At 39.2% G+C, this 21,138-nt stretch carries 11 protein-coding genes; 5 read left to right on the top strand and 6 right to left on the bottom strand.

Going from position 1 to position 21,138, the window contains the following annotated elements; genetic code table 11:
- Positions 1 to 4: 4 nt before the first annotated feature.
- Positions 5 to 1,768, bottom strand: a complete 1,764-nt coding sequence (locus ACMX3D_RS01405) for a tetratricopeptide repeat protein (protein WP_482749714.1) — start codon at positions 1,766 to 1,768, stop codon at positions 5 to 7.
- A 244-nt stretch (positions 1,769 to 2,012) separates the two neighbouring features.
- Here ACMX3D_RS01405 and ACMX3D_RS01410 point away from each other — a divergent pair, with 244 nt between their 5' ends.
- From ACMX3D_RS01410 to ACMX3D_RS01420, 3 genes are all read left to right on the top strand, one after another.
- Positions 2,013 to 6,866: a CHAT domain-containing protein gene (locus ACMX3D_RS01410; RefSeq protein ID WP_482749715.1), complete on the top strand. Its 4,854-nt coding sequence runs from the start codon at positions 2,013 to 2,015 to the stop codon at positions 6,864 to 6,866.
- A gap of 208 nt (positions 6,867 to 7,074) precedes the next feature.
- The gene (locus tag ACMX3D_RS01415) at positions 7,075 to 7,635 is read left to right on the top strand and encodes an HD domain-containing protein (protein ID WP_482749716.1); all 561 of its coding nucleotides are present in this window, start codon (positions 7,075 to 7,077) and stop codon (positions 7,633 to 7,635) included.
- Positions 7,636 to 8,326: 691 nt separating this feature from the next.
- Positions 8,327 to 11,833, top strand: a complete 3,507-nt coding sequence (locus ACMX3D_RS01420) for a CHAT domain-containing protein (protein ID WP_482749717.1) — start codon at positions 8,327 to 8,329, stop codon at positions 11,831 to 11,833.
- A gap of 36 nt (positions 11,834 to 11,869) precedes the next feature.
- Here the strand turns inward: ACMX3D_RS01420 and ACMX3D_RS01425 are convergent, their stop codons facing one another.
- Genes ACMX3D_RS01425 through ACMX3D_RS01435 form a run of 3 tightly spaced genes read right to left on the bottom strand, consistent with a single transcriptional unit; the run spans position 11,870 to position 14,689 of the window.
- Positions 11,870 to 12,628: a MinD/ParA family ATP-binding protein gene (locus ACMX3D_RS01425; protein WP_482749718.1), complete on the bottom strand. Its 759-nt coding sequence runs from the start codon at positions 12,626 to 12,628 to the stop codon at positions 11,870 to 11,872.
- 50 nt (positions 12,629 to 12,678) lie between these two features.
- Positions 12,679 to 12,975 (bottom strand): ArsR family transcriptional regulator, encoded by a 297-nt coding sequence (locus ACMX3D_RS01430; protein ID WP_482749719.1) that lies wholly within the window; start codon positions 12,973 to 12,975, stop codon positions 12,679 to 12,681.
- Between the two features lie 7 nt (positions 12,976 to 12,982).
- Positions 12,983 to 14,689 (bottom strand): CHASE2 domain-containing protein, encoded by a 1,707-nt coding sequence (locus tag ACMX3D_RS01435; protein ID WP_482749720.1) that lies wholly within the window; start codon positions 14,687 to 14,689, stop codon positions 12,983 to 12,985.
- Between the two features lie 452 nt (positions 14,690 to 15,141).
- Between ACMX3D_RS01435 and ACMX3D_RS01440 the strand changes: the two genes are divergently transcribed.
- The gene (locus ACMX3D_RS01440) at positions 15,142 to 15,957 is read left to right on the top strand and encodes a DUF928 domain-containing protein (RefSeq protein WP_482749721.1); all 816 of its coding nucleotides are present in this window, start codon (positions 15,142 to 15,144) and stop codon (positions 15,955 to 15,957) included.
- Positions 15,958 to 16,026: 69 nt separating this feature from the next.
- On the opposite strand, the gene ACMX3D_RS01445 is transcribed toward ACMX3D_RS01440, so the two are convergent.
- Both ACMX3D_RS01445 and ACMX3D_RS01450 read right to left on the bottom strand, forming a co-directional pair.
- The gene (locus ACMX3D_RS01445) at positions 16,027 to 17,232 is read right to left on the bottom strand and encodes an MFS transporter (protein ID WP_482749722.1); all 1,206 of its coding nucleotides are present in this window, start codon (positions 17,230 to 17,232) and stop codon (positions 16,027 to 16,029) included.
- 884 nt (positions 17,233 to 18,116) lie between these two features.
- Complete coding sequence (locus tag ACMX3D_RS01450) at positions 18,117 to 20,123, bottom strand: sensor histidine kinase (RefSeq protein ID WP_482749723.1); 2,007 nt, start codon at positions 20,121 to 20,123, stop codon at positions 18,117 to 18,119.
- A 294-nt stretch (positions 20,124 to 20,417) separates the two neighbouring features.
- On the opposite strand from ACMX3D_RS01450, the gene ACMX3D_RS01455 reads away from it, so the two are divergent.
- Positions 20,418 to 21,104 (top strand): RibD family protein, encoded by a 687-nt coding sequence (locus tag ACMX3D_RS01455; protein WP_482749724.1) that lies wholly within the window; start codon positions 20,418 to 20,420, stop codon positions 21,102 to 21,104.
- Positions 21,105 to 21,138 lie beyond the last annotated feature (34 nt).

The raw sequence follows: 21,138 nt of genomic DNA on the forward strand, positions 1-21,138 counted from the left end.
ATAACTAACGCACTTTACTACTATTTGGTAGTGCCGGTAGCTTGGGTTTTTGTTGTTCTTGTTGTGCTTGTAATCTTTGTTGAGCAATAGTTTGATTAGTCAATGCTAATGAGTTTTTTGGATCAAGTTGTAAGGTGGCGGCAAAAGTAGTTACAGCTTCTTCTAATTTACCTAATTGCAATAAAGCAACTCCTTTACCAGCTAAAATATTAGCATCGGTAGGAGCAAGAATATTTGCTTGATTGTAAGCATTAATTGCTTCATCATATCTGGCTAAATTAAATAGTACTACGCCTCGGTTATACCATCCTTGTGATAATTGAGGATTGAGACCAATGGCTCTATCTGCTGAAACTAAAGCTTCTTGATTTCTTGATAAATGCCACAATACAACACTACGGTTAGCCCAAATATTTGCTAAGAGTGATTTATCAGCAAATTTGCCCACATTTTCTAATGCTTTATTATACGCTGCCAGTGATTCTGAATAGCGTTCTAATGTTTTGAGAATTCTGCCTTTATTAAACCAAGCTTGAGCATATTTAGGATTAATTTCTGTGGCGCGATCGCTACTAGTTATTGCATCAGAATATCTGCCTAAATACCACTGAGTTACTGCACGATTATTCCAAGCTTCAGCATAGTTGGGATTAAGGGCGATCGCTCTTTCTATAGAGGCTAATCCTTCTTCGTAATTTCCTAAACCAGCTAAGGCAATTCCTCTCTCTTCCCAAGCTAAGGCGGGACTTGCATCACCCCAGCGATTATCGCCTTGGAGTGCTTGTTCGGCGGCTGTTTGTGCTTCTTTAAATTTACCTAATTTGTTGAAGCTGGCACTTTGACTTGCTAAAGCTAAAGCATAATTAGGACTCAGTTTCACAGCAAATTCATAAGAAACTGCGGCTTGTTCTGGTTTGCCAATTGCCGCTAATGATCTACCATGTTCTAACCAAATATCTGCATCTTTGGGATTCATCGCTACAGCTTGATCAAATGAGGCGATCGCTGCTTCTAATTGTCTGTTTTTTTTCTGTGCTAAACCTTTAGTGTACCAAGCGATCGCAGGGTTACTATCACCCCAATTACTATTAATTTTAATTGCTGAGTCACAGGCAGCGATCGCTTCTCCGAACCTGCTTAAATTTGATAATGCTTGACAATTACCGACTAATGCTAAAGAATTCTCCGGATTAATTTCTAAGGCGCGATTAAATGAAGCGATCGCTGCTTCTATTTGTCCTAATTTACTTTGTCCTAAACCACGATTGTACCATGCCACCACTGCTGTACTATTGCCCCAGTTGCTATCAGAACGCAAAGCTAAATCACAAGCAGCGATCGCTTCGGCATATTTGTTTAAACTTAATAATGCTTCACATCTTTGCGCTAAAGCTAAAGAATATTTTGGCTGGAGGCGTAAGGTGCGATCAGCTGACACTAACGCTTCACTATACTTTGTTTGTTTGAGTAAAATTTCTGTGCGTGTTACCCAAATTTCTGATTCATCTGGCTTAATAGCTATTCCTTGATTACAAGCAGCGATCGCTTCTTCATATTTCTTTTCCTCTCCCAACAATTTACAAAAATTTGCCCAGTAGTCAAAATCTTTAATTTCTAACTTTTCTTGAGCAAACAAAGTTGGAGGAACTAACGAATTTGCTAATAAAAAAATTGCTGTTAGTCCTGAGATGATAGTACTTGATGTGATTGCTTTACCAAACCAGCTATTAACAGCTAGTTGTCGTGGCTTGGCATGGAAATATCGCATAATTTTTAAAATTTGTCAATAATATTTAACTTGGCGATCGCGATGAACTTCAGCCCGAATCAAATTTAGCAAAATCATCTCAACCGAGTTAATTTTGCAAACATTCGCAAAAATTAACATCTTGAGCAAGAACAAAATTCAGATTTGTATAATTGTAGAAAAACTCATAAGTTAATGTATATTCTATTGATACAACGATAACTAAAAGCTTTAAGCTCTATAAAATTAAAAAAATCTAATTTTTATGCTGCCAGTGATTTCATTAATCATCACAGTTTACAATCGTAAAAATTATCTTAAATCTGCGATAGAAAGTGTTTTGTTACAAACAAGGCAAGACTTTGAACTGCTGATTTGGGATGATGGTTCGACAGATAATTCCCTAGAAATTGCCCGTGAGTATGAAAAACGCGATCGCCGTGTGCGGGTAATAGCAAGCAAAGATAATATGGGAGTAGCAAAAGCCTTAAAAGCTGCGATCGCGCAAACTCGTGGTAAATATATCGGTTGGGTAGATAGTGATGATTTGCTGGCACCAACAGCATTGGCAGAAACAACAGCAGTGTTAGATGCTAAACCCCATATTGGCTGGGTTTACACCGACTATTTAGATATTGACGAGAACGATACAATCCTCAGTTATGGCTATCGTTGTCTTGTACCCTATAGCCGTGAAGAACTGTTAAATAGATTTATAACATTTCAATTCCGGCTAATTAGACGGGAAGTATTGGACTTAGCAGCGGGAATTGATGATTCACTTGCAACCGCAGAAGATTACGATTTATGTCTACGACTTTCAGAAGTTGCAGAAGTAGAGCATATATATAAGCCGTTATACTACTACCGCACCCATCCAGAAACAATATCGCGGCAACGGCAACATGAGCAAATCAGAAACTCGCATAAAGCAATTATCAAAGCACGACAACGCAGACAGCATCATAAACCAGACTTACAAAATAAAACCCTGATTCCTGGCAGTAAGGTAAACTTTACCGCTATCTCTAGCGCCAAGAAGCAAACTTTCCCGAAGTCTACTAGTCTAATACAGCACATCAAAACATTAGCAGTTAGCAATATCGCGTTGCTATTATACCTCATACCCACAACAGTACAAGCGCAAAACATCACCCCCGCCAACGATGGCACAGGCACAGTAATTAACACTCAAGGCAACAATATCAATATTAGTGGCGGTAGCCTCAGTAGCGATCAGACCAACCTGTTTCATAGCTTCAGCAAATTTGGTCTTGATGCCAACCAAACAGCCAACTTCTTATCGCAACCATCCATTCAAAACATCTTAGGCAGAGTCACAGGTGGGGAAGCATCCATCATCAACGGCTTAATACGTGTCAGTGGCGGCAATTCCAACTTATATTTAATCAACCCCGCAGGTATTATCTTTGGATCTCATGCCAGTTTAAATGTGCCAGCATCTTTTAGTGCTACTACTGCTACGCGCCTTGGTTTTGGCAATGGTAACTGGTTAAATGCTGTTGGTACAAACGACTACAGCCAACTTATCGGCACACCTCATAGTTTTGCCTTTGATAGCAGTGTTGCTAGTGCTATCTTTAATCAAGGTAATCTAGTATCAGGCAAGGATTTAAATTTATTTGCAGGCACAGTAGTCAGTACTGGGAGTTTGTCAGCACCAGAAGGCAATGTCACGGTGGCGACTGTGCCTGGTAGTAGCTTACTGCGGTTGAGTATGCCGCATAATCCTTTGAGTTTGGAAATTCAACCTTTAAGTTCAACTAATAGTAATTTGCCAGCGAATACCCTAGCATCACTACTAACTGGTGGTGGTGGTGGTAATGCTACTGGTGTGGTGGTGAATGATGGTGTGGTGCAGTTAACTGGTTCTGGTTTGGCTGTTAAAGAAGGTGATATTGTCGTCACTCAAGCATCTGGTAAAAATGTTACCCTTGCAGCTAATAACAATTTGACACTACCAGAAAGTCAACTTTCAGCCACTAATAACTTAAATTTACTTGCCAAAGATACAGTCAGAGTTCGTGATAGCGCTGCAAAAGATTTTTCTGCTGTTGCAGGGAACAAACTCACTATTCAAGGCAATCAAGGCATTGATATTTTTGCGATTAATCATTCAGATAAAACACCTTTTGTGAGTGGTGGTGACTTCAAGTTAGTTAGTGATGGACAGATTTCTTTAGATGCTCACTTTATCAGTGGTGGTAAGTTTTCAATTCTCAATATTCAAGGAAACAGAAGTAACTTTAGCAGTTTAGTTGACCCAATTATTAGTTCTACTCAAGACGTTAGCTTTGGTGATTATACAGGGCCATCTTTAAAAGTAGAATCTCTTGGTAGTATTACCACTGGCAATATCACAATTAACAATAGAGATAATACACTTGCTAGTTTTTGTAGTGCGAATACTTGTTCTACAGACCAGCAAACATTAGCTAATGGAGCATCTTTGATTTTAAGAGCAGGCGTGACTAGCTTGCAAGAAATAGGAACTTCTAGTGACCCTCTACCAATCACTTTCAGTCAAACAGGTGGGCCATCTTCACTTGCAAATGTCATTACAGGCAATATATCCATAGTTCCCACATTCACCGGATATGGAACTCCGGTAGTTAATGGCCCAGTAATTATCAGCGCTACAGGTAATATTACTACTCAAGACATTCAAACAGCCTCTAATGTTTTCGGCGACAGTAGCCAAGTTCAATTGACTGCGGGAGGAAACGTCAGCACTAATAATATTGATACTTCCATTGTTGATAATTCTGGTACAGGAGGTCAAGTTCAAATAACAGCAGGAGGTAACATCAGCACCAATAATATTAATACATCAGTTTCTGGTGATAGTAACGGCAATGCTGGTGCAGTACAATTAAGCGCTGGAGGTGGCATTACTACAAATAATATTAATACCTCTAGTGAATCAGGTAATGGTGGTCAAGTAGAGTTAAATACAGGAGGCAGTATTATAACCAATGATATTGACACATCAGCAACAAATTTTGGTGATGCTGCAATAGCAGGTGCAGTTACACTCAATGCTACTCGTACCACCTTTGGGAGCAATATTACTTTTAACAGTATCAATACTCAAGCTATTAGTTTTGCTGGAGAAGGTGGAGGGATAGGCCAAGGTGGTAATGTCAGCGTTTTAGCAAATGGTCTTGTTAGAGGATTAGGACAAATATTTATAAATGGTGACGGTGTTTTAACACCCACTGGCAATACAATTTCTACTGAGGGAAATACCCAATCAGGTACTATTACAATTCAACATGATGGTGGGCCGAATAATGTGCCATTTATTGTGGGTAATGCCAGTACAAATGGTACATTTGGAGCAATTACTACTGGCACTACATCTATCACAGCCGCTTCACCGATTAATTCTTTTCCCGTCCTGCCAAATGGCGGTACTGCATCTGGGACTCCGGCTGGAATTACAATTAATTCGATTAACACACCACCCACTTTAACGGTTACAAATGCACTTTTTTCAACAATACCAAATCAACCTATAACTTTTACCTTTGGGTCTCTAAATCCGAGCGCCACTGATGTTAACAATGACAATCTCACCTTTATTTTTGATGCGATTTCATCCGGTAGTTTAACTTTCCAAGATGGTACACCAGTCACTTCAGGCAGTGTTCTAACTGCTAGTACAGTATTATTATATACACCACCATCAGGAGCAGGTGGTCAAATTCCGGCCTTTACTGTCAGATCTAGTGATGGTGTTTCTGTTTCAGCACCTCAACAGGTAAATGTCACCATCGTTCCACAAACCAATGTTGATGATCCACTACCATCAGGCCCACCGATAATCACTGATCCAACACCACCAATTGTAAAAGATCCCACATCTAAAATTGATGAAAAGTTTACAGATCAGGTTGGAACATACTTAGGAGAAGGCAAACAGCCAATTAAAGGTATCAAAGAAGCGCAGGAGATTCTGACTAACATCGAATCTTCCACAGGTGCTAAACCAGCTTTGATTTACGTTTCTTTTGTACCTGCAACTATCAAACCAACGGCTCAACTACCGATCATTGCGCAAGATAACGACGTTCTAGAATTGGTAGTGGTGACGGCTAAGGGTGAACCCATTCGGAAAGTATTACCAAATGTGACGCGATCGCAAGTTCTCACAGCTAACCGCCAATTCACCAGTTCCATAACTGACCCAGCACTACGACGCACCTATATTAATCCTGCCAAACAACTCTACAGTTGGCTGATTGCACCCATTGAATCTAACCTAAAAGCCAGAGAAATTAATAATCTAGTTTTTCTGATGGACACAGGATTACGAGCTATGCCTGTAGCCGCATTGTATGATGGTCAACAATTTCTGGTTGAACGCTATAGCGTCGGTTTAATGCCCAGTCTCAGCCTGACAGATACCAAATATGTTGACATTAAAACAGCCAAAGTTTTGGGTATGGGTGCATCTCAATTTATGAATCAAGACCCACTACCAGCAGTTCCCACAGAACTCAACACCATCACTCAGAAACTTTGGCAAGGTAGAGCCTTTTTAAATGAAGCCTTCACTTTGAAAAATCTCAAAGGACAACGACAAGAAACACCCTACGGTATTGTTCACCTCGCTACCCACGGCGAATTTAGAAAAGGTGCGCCCAGTAATTCTTATATTCAATTGTGGGATACTCAGCTGAGAATGGATCAGATGCGCCAACTCGGTTGGAATAACCCACCTGTGGAACTAGTGGTGCTGAGTGCGTGTCGCACAGCCTTGGGTGACGAAGATGCAGAATTAGGTTTTGCTGGCTTTGCGGTGCAAGCTGGTGCTAAATCTGCATTAGCAAGTTTGTGGTATGTCTCCGATGAAGGCACCTTTGGCTTGATGACCGAATTTTACGAAAAGTTAAAACAAGCGCCCATAAAAGCCGAAGCCCTCCGACGAGCGCAAGTAGCAATGCTCAAAGGAGAGGTACGTCTTGAAAACGGTAAACTAAAAACTACTCATGGTGATTTACCTCTGCCAGAAGTTTTAGTAGAACTCGGTGATAAAAATCTCACTCATCCCTATTTTTGGTCTGCTTTCACCATGATTGGCAATCCTTGGTAGATCAGCTAAAACACATATTCATTGCCTAATCACTTCATGGGATCGTTGACTGTCAACAGTTGACAGTCAACACAATTAAATATGCCTTTATTGCAATCTTTACTTCCGCAATTTTAGACCTGAATCTTTACTATTTACAATACTTAAAAATGGGGATTATCTGCTAATTTACAATATAACTATAAACTAATTGTTATTTTAAGTAAAAATGGAAATATATCAAAGTTTACAAAATTGGTCACAAGAAAGTTATATCAAAGCCTATAGATTTGCGGCACACGCACATCAAGGTCAGAAAATGCCAGGGTCAAATATACCTTACATCATGCACTTGAGTTTTGTGAGCATGGAAATCATTGCAGATCTCAGTGTAGAAAAAGAACATGATGGAGACTTAGCAATTCAATGTGCTATTTTACATGACACAATCGAAGATACTGATACAACTTTTGAGCAAATCAAAACAGAATTTGGTGAATCAGTAGCTCATGGTGTACTGGCATTGACTAAAGATAATTCTCTAGAAAAACATCTCCAAATGACAGATAGTTTACGAAGGATAAAAGCGCAACCACGAGAAATATGGATGGTAAAACTAGCAGATAGAATTAGCAATCTACAAGTACCTCCACATTATTGGAATCAAGACAAAATTGTTCGATATCGAGAAGAAGGTATGGAAATTTATGAAGCCTTGAAGGAAGCAAGCCCATTTCTATCATCTCGCTTGGCTACTAAAATTGAAGATTACATAATGTTTATTAAATAGTAGTGAGCGTTTTCAGTTGCCCTCGCGCATTTGGTAGTTTTTCATAGGGTATATGTCATATCGTGTCCGGTAAAAGACTTATCATAAAGACCGCAGGGGGCAGGGTGCAGGTGAGACCAGCCCCCGTCTTGGCGGTCTCCGTCACGATGGGGGACTTGCGAACCCGAAGGGGTGCAGGGCGAGGAAGGGTTTTGTCTTTCTGCTCAGATATGCTGAATCATAACTGATTTGCCGGACATGATATCAATAGAGTTTAGATAAGTTTTTTTGCCTTTTACTGTTCCCTGTTCCCTTGTCTCTACAAAGAAACTTTCTTAACTGAACCGTATTGGGTTATATGTGCATAATTATTTGCCCATCCTAAATCTTGTCCTAGGATGATATTTTCTAGCCACTGTGCTGCTTATAAATTGCCACAACACTCACACACGCACGTATGGCGTTGATACTTCACCGATTAATCTAATTCATAATAGGAAAGCTTAACAATTTTATTTGATTTGTTGGCTTACTTGTGGATGCAGGGAACAGAGATGAAATAATAGATTTGTTTACAATTCCTTTATAAAAACTATACATTTTCATATTTAAAAGATTTTTAATGGCTGACTAACTCATGTATACTCTAGATGATAAAAAGTGAAGCTGACATTGAGTTTTTAGTATAAAGTATTATGCCATCAGTTTTTTTTTGAATATTAAATTTGGCAAAATAAAATCTTACTTTCCTATACTTCTCCAACATAACAAGCAAGTATTTCAACTCTCTGCATCTCAAGTCAAAATATTAACAGCTACTAACATCATTTTAGGATTATACCTCATACCCACAACAGTACAAGCGCAAAACATCACCCCCGCCAACGATGGCACAGGCACAGTTGTTAACACTCAAGGCAACAATATCAATATTAGTGGCGGTAGCCTCAGTAGCGATCAGACCAACCTGTTTCATAGCTTCAGCAAATTTGGTCTTGATGCCAACCAAACAGCCAACTTTTTATCGCAACCATCCATTCAAAACATCTTAGGCAGAGTCACAGGTGGGGAAGCATCCATCATCAACGGCTTAATTCGTGTCAGTGGCGGCAATTCCAACTTATATTTAATCAACCCCGCAGGTATTATCTTTGGCTCTCATGCCAGTTTGAATGTGCCAGCATCTTTTAGTGCTACTACTGCTACGCGCCTTGGTTTTGGCAATGACAATTGGTTGAATGCCTTTGGTACAAACAACTACAGTCAACTTATCGGCACACCCAATAGTTTTGCCTTTGATAGCAGTGTTGCTAGTGCTATCTTTAATCAAGGTAATCTAGTATCAGGCAAGGATTTAAGTTTATTTGCAGGCACAGTAGTCAGTACTGGGAGTTTGTCAGCACCAGAAGGCAATGTCACGGTGGCGACTGTGCCTGGTAGTAGCTTACTGCGGTTGAGTATGCCGCATAATCCTTTGAGTTTGGAAATTCAACCTTTAAGTTCAACTAATAGTAATTTGCCAGCTAATACCTTAGCATCGCTACTAACTGGTGGTGGTGGCGGTAATGCGACTGGTGTGGTGGTGAATGATGGTGTGGTGCAGTTAACTGGTTCTGGTTTGAAGATTGAAAATGGTGATGTTGTTAGCACAGGTAATATTGTTGCTCATGATGCTGTCACTATTAATGCGACAGGTAATATCACAACTCAAAATATCACCACTGCTGATAGATTTAATGGTGCTGCTGGCTCGGTTTCTTTAACAGCAGGCGGTAATATTACAACTAATAATATTGATGCTTCAGCTTTCAATCGTTTTGGAACTGCTACAGCAGGTGCGATCGCTTTAACAGCAGGCGGTAATATTACAACTAATAATATTGATACTTCAGCAGCTTTAATCTGGGGAACTGCTACAGCAGGTGCAGTCACTTTAACCGCTGATGGCAATATTACTGTTGGAAGTATCAACACCAGAGGTATAAGTTTTGATTTTGATCAACTTAGGTTAATCAGTCAATCTCGTCTAGGTAATCAAGGTAAGTGGTGGCAAAATATTCCACTGTTTGGTCAAGGCGGTGATGTTAATATTTCGGCAAATGGAACTGTTAGGGTAGTAGGAGAAATTTTTGAGCATAATCAGCCTACAGGCAATTCTATTTTTACTAGTGCATTTAATCAACCTGGTGCTGTAAATATTCAACATAATGGAGGAGTAGATAACTTACCATTTATTGTTGGCAATGCAAATTTTAACGGTACAGCAGCGGCAATTAATGTCAGTCAGATTCGGATTGTTAGTTATGATCCAATTAAGAAAGAACTAGTTCTAGATAGTACAAATTCCCAAATTTCTTCTACATCAACAGTTAATACTTTCCCAGTCAGAACATTAGGGGGACGTGCAGATGATACTCCCAGCCTCATCTCTCTAATTTCTGTTAACACACCACCTACTTTTTCAGGTAATTCTAATTTACTTAATACTCGACAAAATCAGTCTTTTACATTTAATTTTGGCTCATTAAATCTTAATACAAATGATGTTAATAATGATGTTCGCTACATCAAGTTTGATGGCATATTGTCTGGTTCTCTTCATTTTCAAGATGGGACACCAGTTACCCAAGGGACAATTCTGGATGCAAATACAGTTTTAGTTTATACTCCACCACAAGGCGCGGTTGGTCAAATACCAGCTTTTACTGTTAGAGCTAATGATGGTGTTTCTGATTCTGTAGCGCAATCAATCAAAATCAACATTACGCCACAGCCAAGAGTTACGGATAATTCTCCTAACATAAACCCTAATAATCCCCCGAATAGAGAAACAAATAATTTTTTCAATCCAGAAACAAATAATCTGCTAAATATAGACCTCAATAACTTTGATAATTTAGTAGAAAAAAAGAAAATTGCTAGTTTACCAATATTGGAAAAAGATAAATCTTTCTTAGATGTAGAACTAGATAAAGAAATATCTAGACTTGAGGCAAATTTTACTAACCAATTTGTACACTATTTGGGTACAGGTGTACCTGAAATTAAAAGTATTAAAGAAGCTAGTGATATTTTAGTAAACATTGAAAATGCTACAGGTGTTAAACCTGCTTTAATTTACGTTTCTTTTATACCTAAAACACTTAAACGTAACATATTACCAGAACAAAAAATCACGCCTCAAGACGATGATGTTTTAGAGTTGGTAGTAGTAACAGGTAAAGGTGAGCCAATTCGACAAGTATTAACAAATGTGACGCGATCGCAAGTGTTAGCAGTTAATCAACAGTTTACCGAGCGTGTAACCAAACCAGTATTGGGGGACAACTATATTACTCCAGCTAAAGAACTATACAACTGGTTAATTACACCAATTAAATCTAACCTGCAAGCACGAGAAATTAATAATTTAGTTTTTATCATGGATGCAGGCTTGCGATCGATGCCCATAGCTGCCCTTTATGATGGTCAACAGTATTTAATTGAAAACTATAGTGTTGGCTTAATGCCCAGTCTCAGCCTCACAGATACTACCTATGTTGATATAAAAAAAGCTGAAGTTTTGGGTATGGGTGCATCTCAATTCATGAACCTAGAACCCCTACCATCTGTACCGTCGGAGTTAACTACCATCACTCAGCAGCTTTGGCCTGGTCGAGCCTTTTTAAATGAAGCCTTTACTTTAAATAATCTCAAAGCCCAACGACAACAAAGAGCTTTCGGGATTGTTCACCTAGCCACTCACGGAGAATTCAACTCAGGTGCGCCGAATAACTCTTTCATTCAATTGTGGGACACCCAACTGAGAATGGATCAGATACGCCAACTCGGCTGGAATCACCCCCCAGTAGAACTAGTGGTGCTGAGTGCGTGTCGTACAGCCTTGGGTAATCAAGATGCAGAATTAGGTTTTGCTGGCTTTGCGGTACAAGCAGGGACAAAATCTGCTTTGGCGAGTTTATGGTCTGTTTCTGATGAAGGTACTCTCGGATTGATGACTCAGTTTTATGAAAAGTTGAAAATATCTCCGATCAAAGCCGAAGCCCTCCGACGAGCGCAAGTAGCAATGCTCAAAGGTCAAGTGCGGCTGGAAATGGGTAGACTCAGAACTGCTCGTGGTGATGTACCTCTACCACCTGTGCTACTAGAACTTGGTGACAGAAAGTTGAGTCATCCCTTTTTCTGGTCGGCTTTTACTATGATTGGTAATCCTTGGTAACAAAAAAGAAAGTGGGGAAAATCAGAGTTACGTTGGTTATTGCATAATCATTCGAGCAACTTTATCCATAATTTGACTAAAAGGATGTTCTGGATGGCGTAAGCAGAATAAATCGCTACTAGCTAGTTGAATTAATTCTTCTGTTAGGGGCAGAATTCCGGCTACAGGTGCATTGTATGTTTTTTCTACTTGTTGCTTGAGAGCATCAAAATCTAGAGCTGTTAGTGCTTTATTAATTAACAGTAACATCTTTGGAACTTCAAGTTTGCGGGCTACTTCGACTGTGACAGCTGTACCTTGAAAATCTTGGCGATCGGGGCGTAAAATGAGAACCAAGATATCAGAAATGGCAATTGAAAGTAAGGTTTCTTCGTTCAGTCCTGGGTGAGTATCAATAAATAAGTAATCTAATTTCAACGCACTCAGCAGTTTTTGAAAGCCTTCATTGAGTAAATTAAAATCAAATCCTTCCCGCAAAACTTTAGTAATATCTCTGGCTTTAATACTAGAAGGAATTAGATAAATACGTCCTTTAGCTGCTGGTTGACCTAATGTTGAGCTAACGTCATAAGCAGATTCTTCAATATTGCAACGTCCCCAAAGATAATCATTGAGGGAATATTTCATTTTTTGCTCATCAAAACCAAACAAAACATGAATACCAGGAGATTGGATATCTGTATCAACAATACCAACCCGATAACCGTAACGTGCAACTATTCCTGCTAGGTTAGCGGTAGAATTGGATTTGCCTGTACCGCCGCGAAATGAGTGGATAGATACAATTTTTGACATGGGAAAAGTTTTGATAATTAACCAGACACAGAAAAAGCAGAATAATCGTTCTAGAGTTTATCCCATATATTTTGAGTCAGCTTACTTTTCTTTTGAGTGGCAAAGAGCGGTTGATAGTAAATTGATTCACTATCATCTAATTTTTGAATAAATCCTTGGGTGATTAAATTTTGTAGCTGTTGTTGCGCCAGTTCTTCAGAAAGATGGAAATAAATTGCTACTTCAGATAATGTAACTTTTTGCTGGTGAATTATCCAGTTAACAATTTGTCGCGCCTCGTCAGGCAAGTTCATAACATCTATGAGACTTTTTTGGTGGGGTAATTCGGGAGATTCTTGGGGATTCATATTATTACTATTTATTTTCTTTCAATTTTTTACTGCGACGTTGTAAATCTGCTAAGTATTCTAATTCGTCTGGTTCTTCAATTGTTGCTGGTGTTGTAGTTATTTCTAAGTTATTAGTTTGAGCTTGGGCAAGCTCATTTTCCTGAGAATTAATTTTGTTTCGTCTGTCACGTACTTGTTGTAAATAATCTACTTCTGTAGTTTCGCTATATTTGAAATCTGTGATTATTGTTTCAGGTACAAGACTATTGGGATCTAAGCTATTGGCAATAGGCTCAGGTATGATGGTTGAGATTTCTTGATTATCTCGCACTCGCAAATCTTTAGCTTTTTGCTGTAATTCTAAAAAGTAATCACTTTCGGTAATTGCAGCTACTTCTTGATTTTTTTTGTCTTCGTCAATGTCAATGTTGATTTTGAGAAAACCTTTGACGGTTTTGACAATTGTGGCGGCATATCTATCTATTAATACAACAGCAACAGCGCTGCCTAAAAGTCCTAAAACTGGCGGTACTAAAGGTATCCATCCAGCTTGGAGAAATATTATATAAGTACTACCTAATAATATGGCGATCGCCACTCCTCCACCTAATATCAATAGCCAAGGTTTGCGAATTTGCCAAGCTAAAAATCCGCCTACTAGTGACCAAGCAAAAACCCACAAACCTTCTTGCCATTCATTCCAGAACCAAAATAGCGGTCGTTTATCCAAAACTGCACTTAATATTTGACTAGCATTTTGGGCGTGAACTACTACCCCTGGCATTTTTTGGCTATCGGCTGACCCCGCACTATAAGGCGTGTAAAAGGTATCTTTGACAATTTGTGCGGTGTAGCCAATCATGACAATTTTGTCTTTGATTAATGCTGGGTCAACTTTATCTGCAAGGACATCACTCAGGGATACTTGTTTGACGGCATTTTTAGCAGAACGATAATTCAACAGTATTTGATAATCTGCTGTATCGACTTTGTGATATCCACCCGATTTTGGGGTTAAGCGTTTGAGAACTGTGGAACCTAATTGCAATTCACCAGATTTTGTCAGTTGTGGTTCAATTCCCTGTGCTGCTAAGTAACGCACTACCATTTGAAAACTCAGAGATGGTAGTTGATTTTCTGGGTCGGCGATATTGCAGATATGTTCGTTAGGCTTTGGCAATTTTGAGGTTTTGGGAACAGAAATCAGCATTCCTTGGCGGACTGTACCACCTGCATCTACGGGAAAGTCGGCTACTCCGACTCTATCTTCGGGAATACCGGGTGCGGCGGCGATACCGGGAGAATCAGCTTTACTCAAGGCGCAAACTGCTACGATATTCTCGTTTTCTGATAATGTTTGAATTAATTCTTCACGACCTGCGGCTGCACCTTGCTTCACATCTCGCAAAATATCTATACCAATCACTCGCGGTTCATGTTGTTCTAGTTTTGTTAATAACTGCGCCATTGTGCCGTCTTCAATGGGATATTCTTTGCGTGTTTGAATATCTGTATCATCGACACCGACGACTAGAAAGCGATTATCTGCACCTTCATCGGGACGCGATCGCATTAACCAATCAAATGCAGCCAATTCCATTCCCTGCAAGCTACCTAGTTCTCGCAATCCTACAACTAATCCAGCGATCGCTACACTGGTAACAACTACCGTACCTCCAATGGTTAACACTGTTTGACGGAAATTGCGGAGTCTGGAATCTTGACCGACCATTGACGTTACCTCTTTATCGATTAGCTAAAGTGTAAATGTTAAAAAATAGCCTGCTTACCCAAGGAATTCAGATTTGATAAATTTCTTTGCTGTAAATAGTTAATGTGCGTCCAAATTACCTGTTTTTCTCAAGTCTGTCATTGGGTATTTAATATATCTAAATGAAATGGATGTAATAAAATCGAGAGACTCATACCGTTTGACTTTAAGTTTGATACAAATAGGCCGCAGGGAAGCAGGGTGCAGGGGGAAAAAGTAAACAACCAATGAATTTGTATTAGGATTTTCGTGAAATCGTATCTGATTATTGAACTGATTTAAGAGTGCTATAGTGATTTCACTGAGGCTAGAGCTATGCAAAACTCACTAAATTGAGGCAGATGAGATTCACAAAATGAAACTTTAAATACTATGAGATAGTCATTAATAAAAACATACATATTGTAAAAAATATGCTCAAAAAAACATTACTATTAATAACACTAGGCTTAACTGTAATTCCAGATTTGCTGCTGACTCCTCCAACAATAGCAGCACCCACTAATAGTATTTCTCAGCTAACTATTCCGCGTTCAACACCAAGATTGTTTCCACGTCGTCGTTCCCTATTAAGATTTAAAGTCCCTGGAATTCGTGGTTCTCGCAATCTTGAAGCAGGCGCAGCACGGGGAAAATGCAGTCCGCAAGATATCAGTGGAGTTTTACCACCAAAATCTGCGGAGATTGCAACCAATCAAATTCCTGTAGAATTAACAATTAGCGATCGCCCGACATTTTTTGTGAATGTTCCGCGCACCTCTGCACAGCAAGCCGAATTTTTACTCAGGGATGAAGCGGGAGAAGAGATACTTGATAAAACTTTGCCCTTAACAGCCAGCACCGGAATTATGAGCTACACCTTACCTGCGGATTTTCCGGGGTTAGAAGTAGGGAAAAAATACAGATGGCGCTTTTCTCTACTGTGCGATTCCACAGGAGGCGATCGCAGTGGTGATCCAATTGCTAGTGGCTGGATAGAACGTGTAGAACTACCAACAACAGTCGCTAACAAGTTACAAACAGCAACTAATAAACAGCGTGTCCTCATCTATGCAGAAAATGGTTATTGGCATGATACCCTAAAAACTCTCGCTGATTTACGAGCTGCCAATCCCAATGATTTGACATTAGTACGTGATTGGGATGATATTTTGCGATCGGTGGGATTAGAAGCAATTTCTAAACAACCTTTGATTGAGCTAAATACCACTACCGCTTCTAGTCGTTGAAGAAAAATTCAAGGGTCAAAATGATATGGAGACGTAGCAATGCTACGTCTCTACTTACCATTCGCTAGTCTACATACAAGTACAATATCTAAATACAAAAAATATCAGAATTGCAAAGCTTACTCCTGCATAAAACACACTATTAATTCCCCCAAAACCAAAAGCTATACCCATCAACAACGGCCCCAGTGTTTGCCCAAGTCCAAAAAATGTGCCGTTGACTGATAAAATCGTTGCTAAATATTCTCTAGGAGCTAAATCTGCTAACAGTGTTTGAATACTAGGGAAACCAAGACCTAAACCTATGCCAAAAATTGTGGTAGGAATTAACAAAAACCAAATACTTGGCATAAAAGGAACAATAAATAAAGCCACAGCATACAAAATAAATGATGTTTTAATTAAAGTCGTGGGTTTATATTTTCTAGCTAACTTACCTAACTGAGACGATGTAATTGTAATGGCTACAGAAACACTAGAAAGTAATATGCCAATGGTTGCGGGTGGGGCTTTAAATACATCATTAATTAGTTGTGGTAAGTAAGTGACATAAGCGCCATACAGAAGCACAAAGTTAGCAGCACTGGCAATAAATAGTCCAAATAATCGACGATTTCTGATGACTTTCCCAGCATTGATTAAATATTCTTTGAGGTTGCGATCGCCTTTAGGTTCTGGATTATTTAAGCCAAACAATACAACTAAACCAATGGGAATAGCTATTATAGGCAGCATAAAGGGATAATACCAACCCAATGTTGCCAAAGCACCGCCAATCGTCGGATAACTAGCTGTACCAATACTACTGATACTGGCATTTAAACCCATCGCCTCAGTCCGTCGATCTCCGGTATATAAATCTCCAATTAAAGTAATGCTGAGAGATAGCAAAGAAGCTGCACCAATCCCTTGCAGCAACCGCAACCAAAGTAATAAATTAAAATCACGCACCAAACCACAAGCTGTACCAGCAATTCCGAATAATAATAGTGACGGAACAATAATTTTCTTTCTGCCCAATCTATCAGCAAGGACACCAATCACAGGCCCTAATATCACAGCAGGTAATGTAAATACTGTCACCAACAAGCCAAGATTTTTTGGGTCTACTTCTAAGGTTTTAGCTAACAGAGGAAAAGCTGGAGTTACACTAGAAACTCCAATAACAGCAATTAATGTAACTGCACAAACAATTTGAAAATTTAATTCTTGAAATACTGGTTTACTTCGTTCAAATTTTTCTGGTTCCTTGGCTGAATTCATAAATTTTACCATTTCATTGGATAATGCAAAACACGAAATGAGTAAATTGTGCTTTTGACTTATTAATTGCTCAATTAGTTATGAGTTTTGGATAAGTGTTCTGCTGTCACCAAGGTAAATAGTGCTGTACAACCTTTCCAGACCATACAACTTACTTTTAGTGTAGAGAATCTTAACTTAAGCAAATTTTGAAAACTATACAACAAAATTTTTAAAATTTAAATGTCTGATATTTCTTTATTAGTGCTAATATCTCAGCCACAATGAGTATTTTTGGCTACCTTACTTAGCTGTTAATAGCTTGGCAATGCTGTCACCAGTCACCTTGCCATGAGGAGATAATTTTTAGTTAACCATTATATAACCTAACAATAATTCTTGATAATTAGGTTAATTAAAATCTGGAATATGCTGTGGCACTTTAACGGCAAATGTCAGTATTAGCCTGCACGTTGAAGTAGGTTAACTGAAGTATGAAATTAAAAAAACTCACATAGATTGAGTTGTTTTTCAGCTTTGAAAAGAGTTGATTACGTTATGACTTTGCCAAGCAGTAAAGCCAATAGTAATTTGCGGGAACGAGGTACTTTATAAGTAGCTCGTTACAATCCCGATGGTACGGGTGCATGGATACCGTTACTTTTAAATACTCCCACAAACCCGATTCCTGCTTTTGTAATTTCTTCCGTAGAATTTGCAGCGTTGGGTGCAGGTTATCCTGGTTCCCGGATTTTCCAAGTAGCAAAGTTTTTGGTTATTTTCATCAGATCAAGCTCCAACGCTCAAAAGTAGATATTTTGGCAATATCACTGACATGAAATTTGAAGTTGTTTCTCAAGGTTAAGAAAAATAGAACAACTGGTTAAGCAGATTTTTGGTAGTACAAAAATTGAGATTCAACTTTTGAAGATTTTTTCTACTAATGGTAGTTGATAATTTTCTTCATGGGATTTTGTTTCTTTACCATGAGGATAAGCGTTTACCTCTGAGATTTTCTTGTCTTCAGAGGCAACTTTCAAATTATCCACATTTTCACTATCTAGAGCAGCATTCAAACTTGAACTATCAATGATCGGCAAAGTAATTTTTACAGTTGTCCCTTGATTTATCCCTGCACTTTCTAGGGAAATAGTACCACCCATGAGTTCAATTAAATTGCGAGAAATTGCTAGTCCTAATCCTGTACCATCAAACTTACGTGTAGAACTACCATCTACTCGCACAAAGGGACGAAATAATTTGTGTTGTTGGGCAGGGTCAATACCTAAACCTGTGTCTTTTACAGAAACAATTACTTGAGAATTGTGATTGTAATGTTCAATTTTGGTAGCGATCGCAATGCTGCCTTCATCGGTAAACTTAGTAGCATTACCAATAATATTAATTAGTACTTGCCGCAGTTTTGCTGCATCTGCCTTCACCGGAATCGGCTCATCCCCCAAAATTGTTTTTAACTGTAAACCTTTTTGTTGCACCGTTACTGACTGTATATTAATTACCTCCAGCAGCGTTTGTCGTAGATCCATTGGTACGGAAACAACGGAAAGTTTACCTGCTTCAATTTTGGAAATATCAAGTAAATCGTTAATAATGCCTAGCAAGTGGATGGCGGTTTCGTCAGCGCGTTTGAGAAACTCTATTTCCTCTTCGCGGTTATCACACATATCCTCTCTGACGAGGCGCACACAATTAATAATGATATTGAGTGGGTTCCGCAACTCATGGGAAGTTGTCGCCAAAAACTGACTTTTGATTTGGTTGGCAGTTTTGGCTTCTTTCCAAGCTAGTTCTAGTTCGTCAGCCCAAGCTTTGAGCCTTTCAAACATTTGGTCGATGGCTTGCGCCAGTTGGTTAAACTCGCGGATTTTAAAATTCTGCGGTACTGTTTGGGCAACATGATGACTATGAATATTCAGCACATAGTCGCGCAATTCTTCTACAGGGCCTGCCAAGTAAGGAGCTAGGTACAGCGATGCTAATAAACTTGCACCAATCAAGCCAACTGTCAATACAATTAAGATTAGTTTAATTTCCTCTAAACCAAACAGCGCATTATCTACACTAGTCACAGCTAAAATAATCCATTTTTGTGGCTGTTTGGTAATTGGATTGTTAATGACACTATAGCCAGCGACTAATTCTTCGCTTTCTTGAAAAGATAAGTTGACAGAATTACTTTGCCCAGCCATTGCATTGTTGATAATGCTTTGCAGTCGCCCAGCATCAAGGTATTCTTGAATATTACTGCTGACGCGCTCTGGGATTGGGTGTGCCAGTATTGTTCCATCTTCGGCAATCACTAGCGTGGAACCTGTGAGTGAGCCGGGATGATTTTTGGTTTGCTTGTACAGTGCCGACTGCATACTTAAAACATACTTTAATTGACCTCTGTTAGTGTAGACAGGGGCAGAAAGTATAATTTGCAGTTGATTTACTGTATCTCTTTGACCAGTTTTACCTACTTTTGGCGGTAATATTGCATTGATTTCAACTTCATTTTCAGCTAACAAAGGCAATTTCGGTTCTCTAATTGCTTTGTCACCACAACTACTAGCAATGATGTCGCCGGTTTGCAGATTGCTTAATTGTAAACACTCAATGTAGGTTGGTAGTTCTTGTGCTACCTGATTGAGAAATTCTTGTACTTCAGTCTCAGAACCCGATCGCAACACCGATGTTTGACTGGCAATTAATAAACTGCTTTTGAGGGTAGCGATCGCATTAACTATTTTTTCACCTTTGAGAACAGCACTTTCTGTCAGGTTTTGCCGCGCAGTATTCAGCAAGCTAGAACGCGCTTTATTGAGGGCTACGAGTTCTCCCAGCAATAAAACTGGGACAAACAGCAGCAAAATTCTTGTTACTAAAATACGTCTAAATGACGATTGACGGAACTTAGCCATCGCGTGTCTCACTTCACATCTGCAAACCACAACAGCAATCGATATGCAATTAGATTAGCTAAATGAGACATTTTGTTACGTGATGAGAGTTTTATTAACAATCCCTAACAGTATCAAACATTGAAAGCACAAAAAGAAATACGGTATACCAAAACTCTTATGGGCTAGATGTAATTGCGACTTATGTTGCATAAAGATCAAGTTACGAAATTGGTAAACAGTAGCTTGCTGGACAGAGATTTTTTACAATCAACACACTAGCAAGGAAAACATTTAGACTATCAAACCAACCCAATGGCGCAACATCGTCCTCATACCACAGTAGTTTTGGCAATGAGTGCAGATGGCAAAATAGCAGATTTTAGGCGATCGCCTGCTCGATTTGGCTCAGGGGCTGATCAAGCACACCTAGAAAAACAAATCGCTGCCTCTGATGCCGTTCTCTTTGGTGCTGGCACTCTCCGTGCTTACGGTACAACACTTACCGTATCACATCCAACACTGCTGCAACATCGAATCAAAGAGGGTAAGCCCCCCCAGCCGGTTCATATAGTCATTACACACTCTGCGGATTTTAATCCGGAAATCAAGTTTTTTAAACAGCCTATCCCACGTTGGTTGTTAACAACAACAGCGGGAGCAAATATTTGGCAAGGACGCTCGGAATTTGATCAGATTTTAGTTTTTGAAACCTCAACAAAAAAAATTGACACTGTTGCTGCTTTGCAACAACTAGCATCTCTAGATATAACACGCCTAGCAGTCTTAGGTGGGGGTCAATTAGTAGCTTCTATGGTGACCTCAGATTTAATAGACGAATTTTGGCTTACCGTCTGCCCATTAATTTTAGGCGGTGCTACAGCACCCACACCAGTAGAAGGACAGGGATTTTTGGCGAAATTGGCTCCTCGGCTCAAACTTCTGGAAGTTGAACAAGTCGAGCAGGAAGTCTTTTTACACTATCAGGTACAACGACATTAAACTAAAAAAAGTGTGAAGTGTGAAGTATAAAGTA

This window comes from Anabaena sp. TISTR 8404 (genome assembly GCF_056847745.1).

Coding starts and splice junctions, on each gene's coding strand:
- ACMX3D_RS01405 (WP_482749714.1), bottom strand. CDS start 1,768: ATGCGATATTTCCATGCCAAGCCACGACAACTAGCTGTTAATAGCTGG.
- ACMX3D_RS01410 (WP_482749715.1), top strand. CDS start 2,013: ATGCTGCCAGTGATTTCATTAATCATCACAGTTTACAATCGTAAAAAT.
- ACMX3D_RS01415 (WP_482749716.1), top strand. CDS start 7,075: ATGGAAATATATCAAAGTTTACAAAATTGGTCACAAGAAAGTTATATC.
- ACMX3D_RS01425 (WP_482749718.1), bottom strand. CDS start 12,628: ATGTCAAAAATTGTATCTATCCACTCATTTCGCGGCGGTACAGGCAAA.
- ACMX3D_RS01430 (WP_482749719.1), bottom strand. CDS start 12,975: ATGAATCCCCAAGAATCTCCCGAATTACCCCACCAAAAAAGTCTCATA.
- ACMX3D_RS01435 (WP_482749720.1), bottom strand. CDS start 14,689: ATGGTCGGTCAAGATTCCAGACTCCGCAATTTCCGTCAAACAGTGTTA.
- ACMX3D_RS01440 (WP_482749721.1), top strand. CDS start 15,142: ATGCTCAAAAAAACATTACTATTAATAACACTAGGCTTAACTGTAATT.
- ACMX3D_RS01445 (WP_482749722.1), bottom strand. CDS start 17,232: ATGGTAAAATTTATGAATTCAGCCAAGGAACCAGAAAAATTTGAACGA.
- ACMX3D_RS01450 (WP_482749723.1), bottom strand. CDS start 20,123: ATGGCTAAGTTCCGTCAATCGTCATTTAGACGTATTTTAGTAACAAGA.
- ACMX3D_RS01455 (WP_482749724.1), top strand. CDS start 20,418: ATGGCGCAACATCGTCCTCATACCACAGTAGTTTTGGCAATGAGTGCA.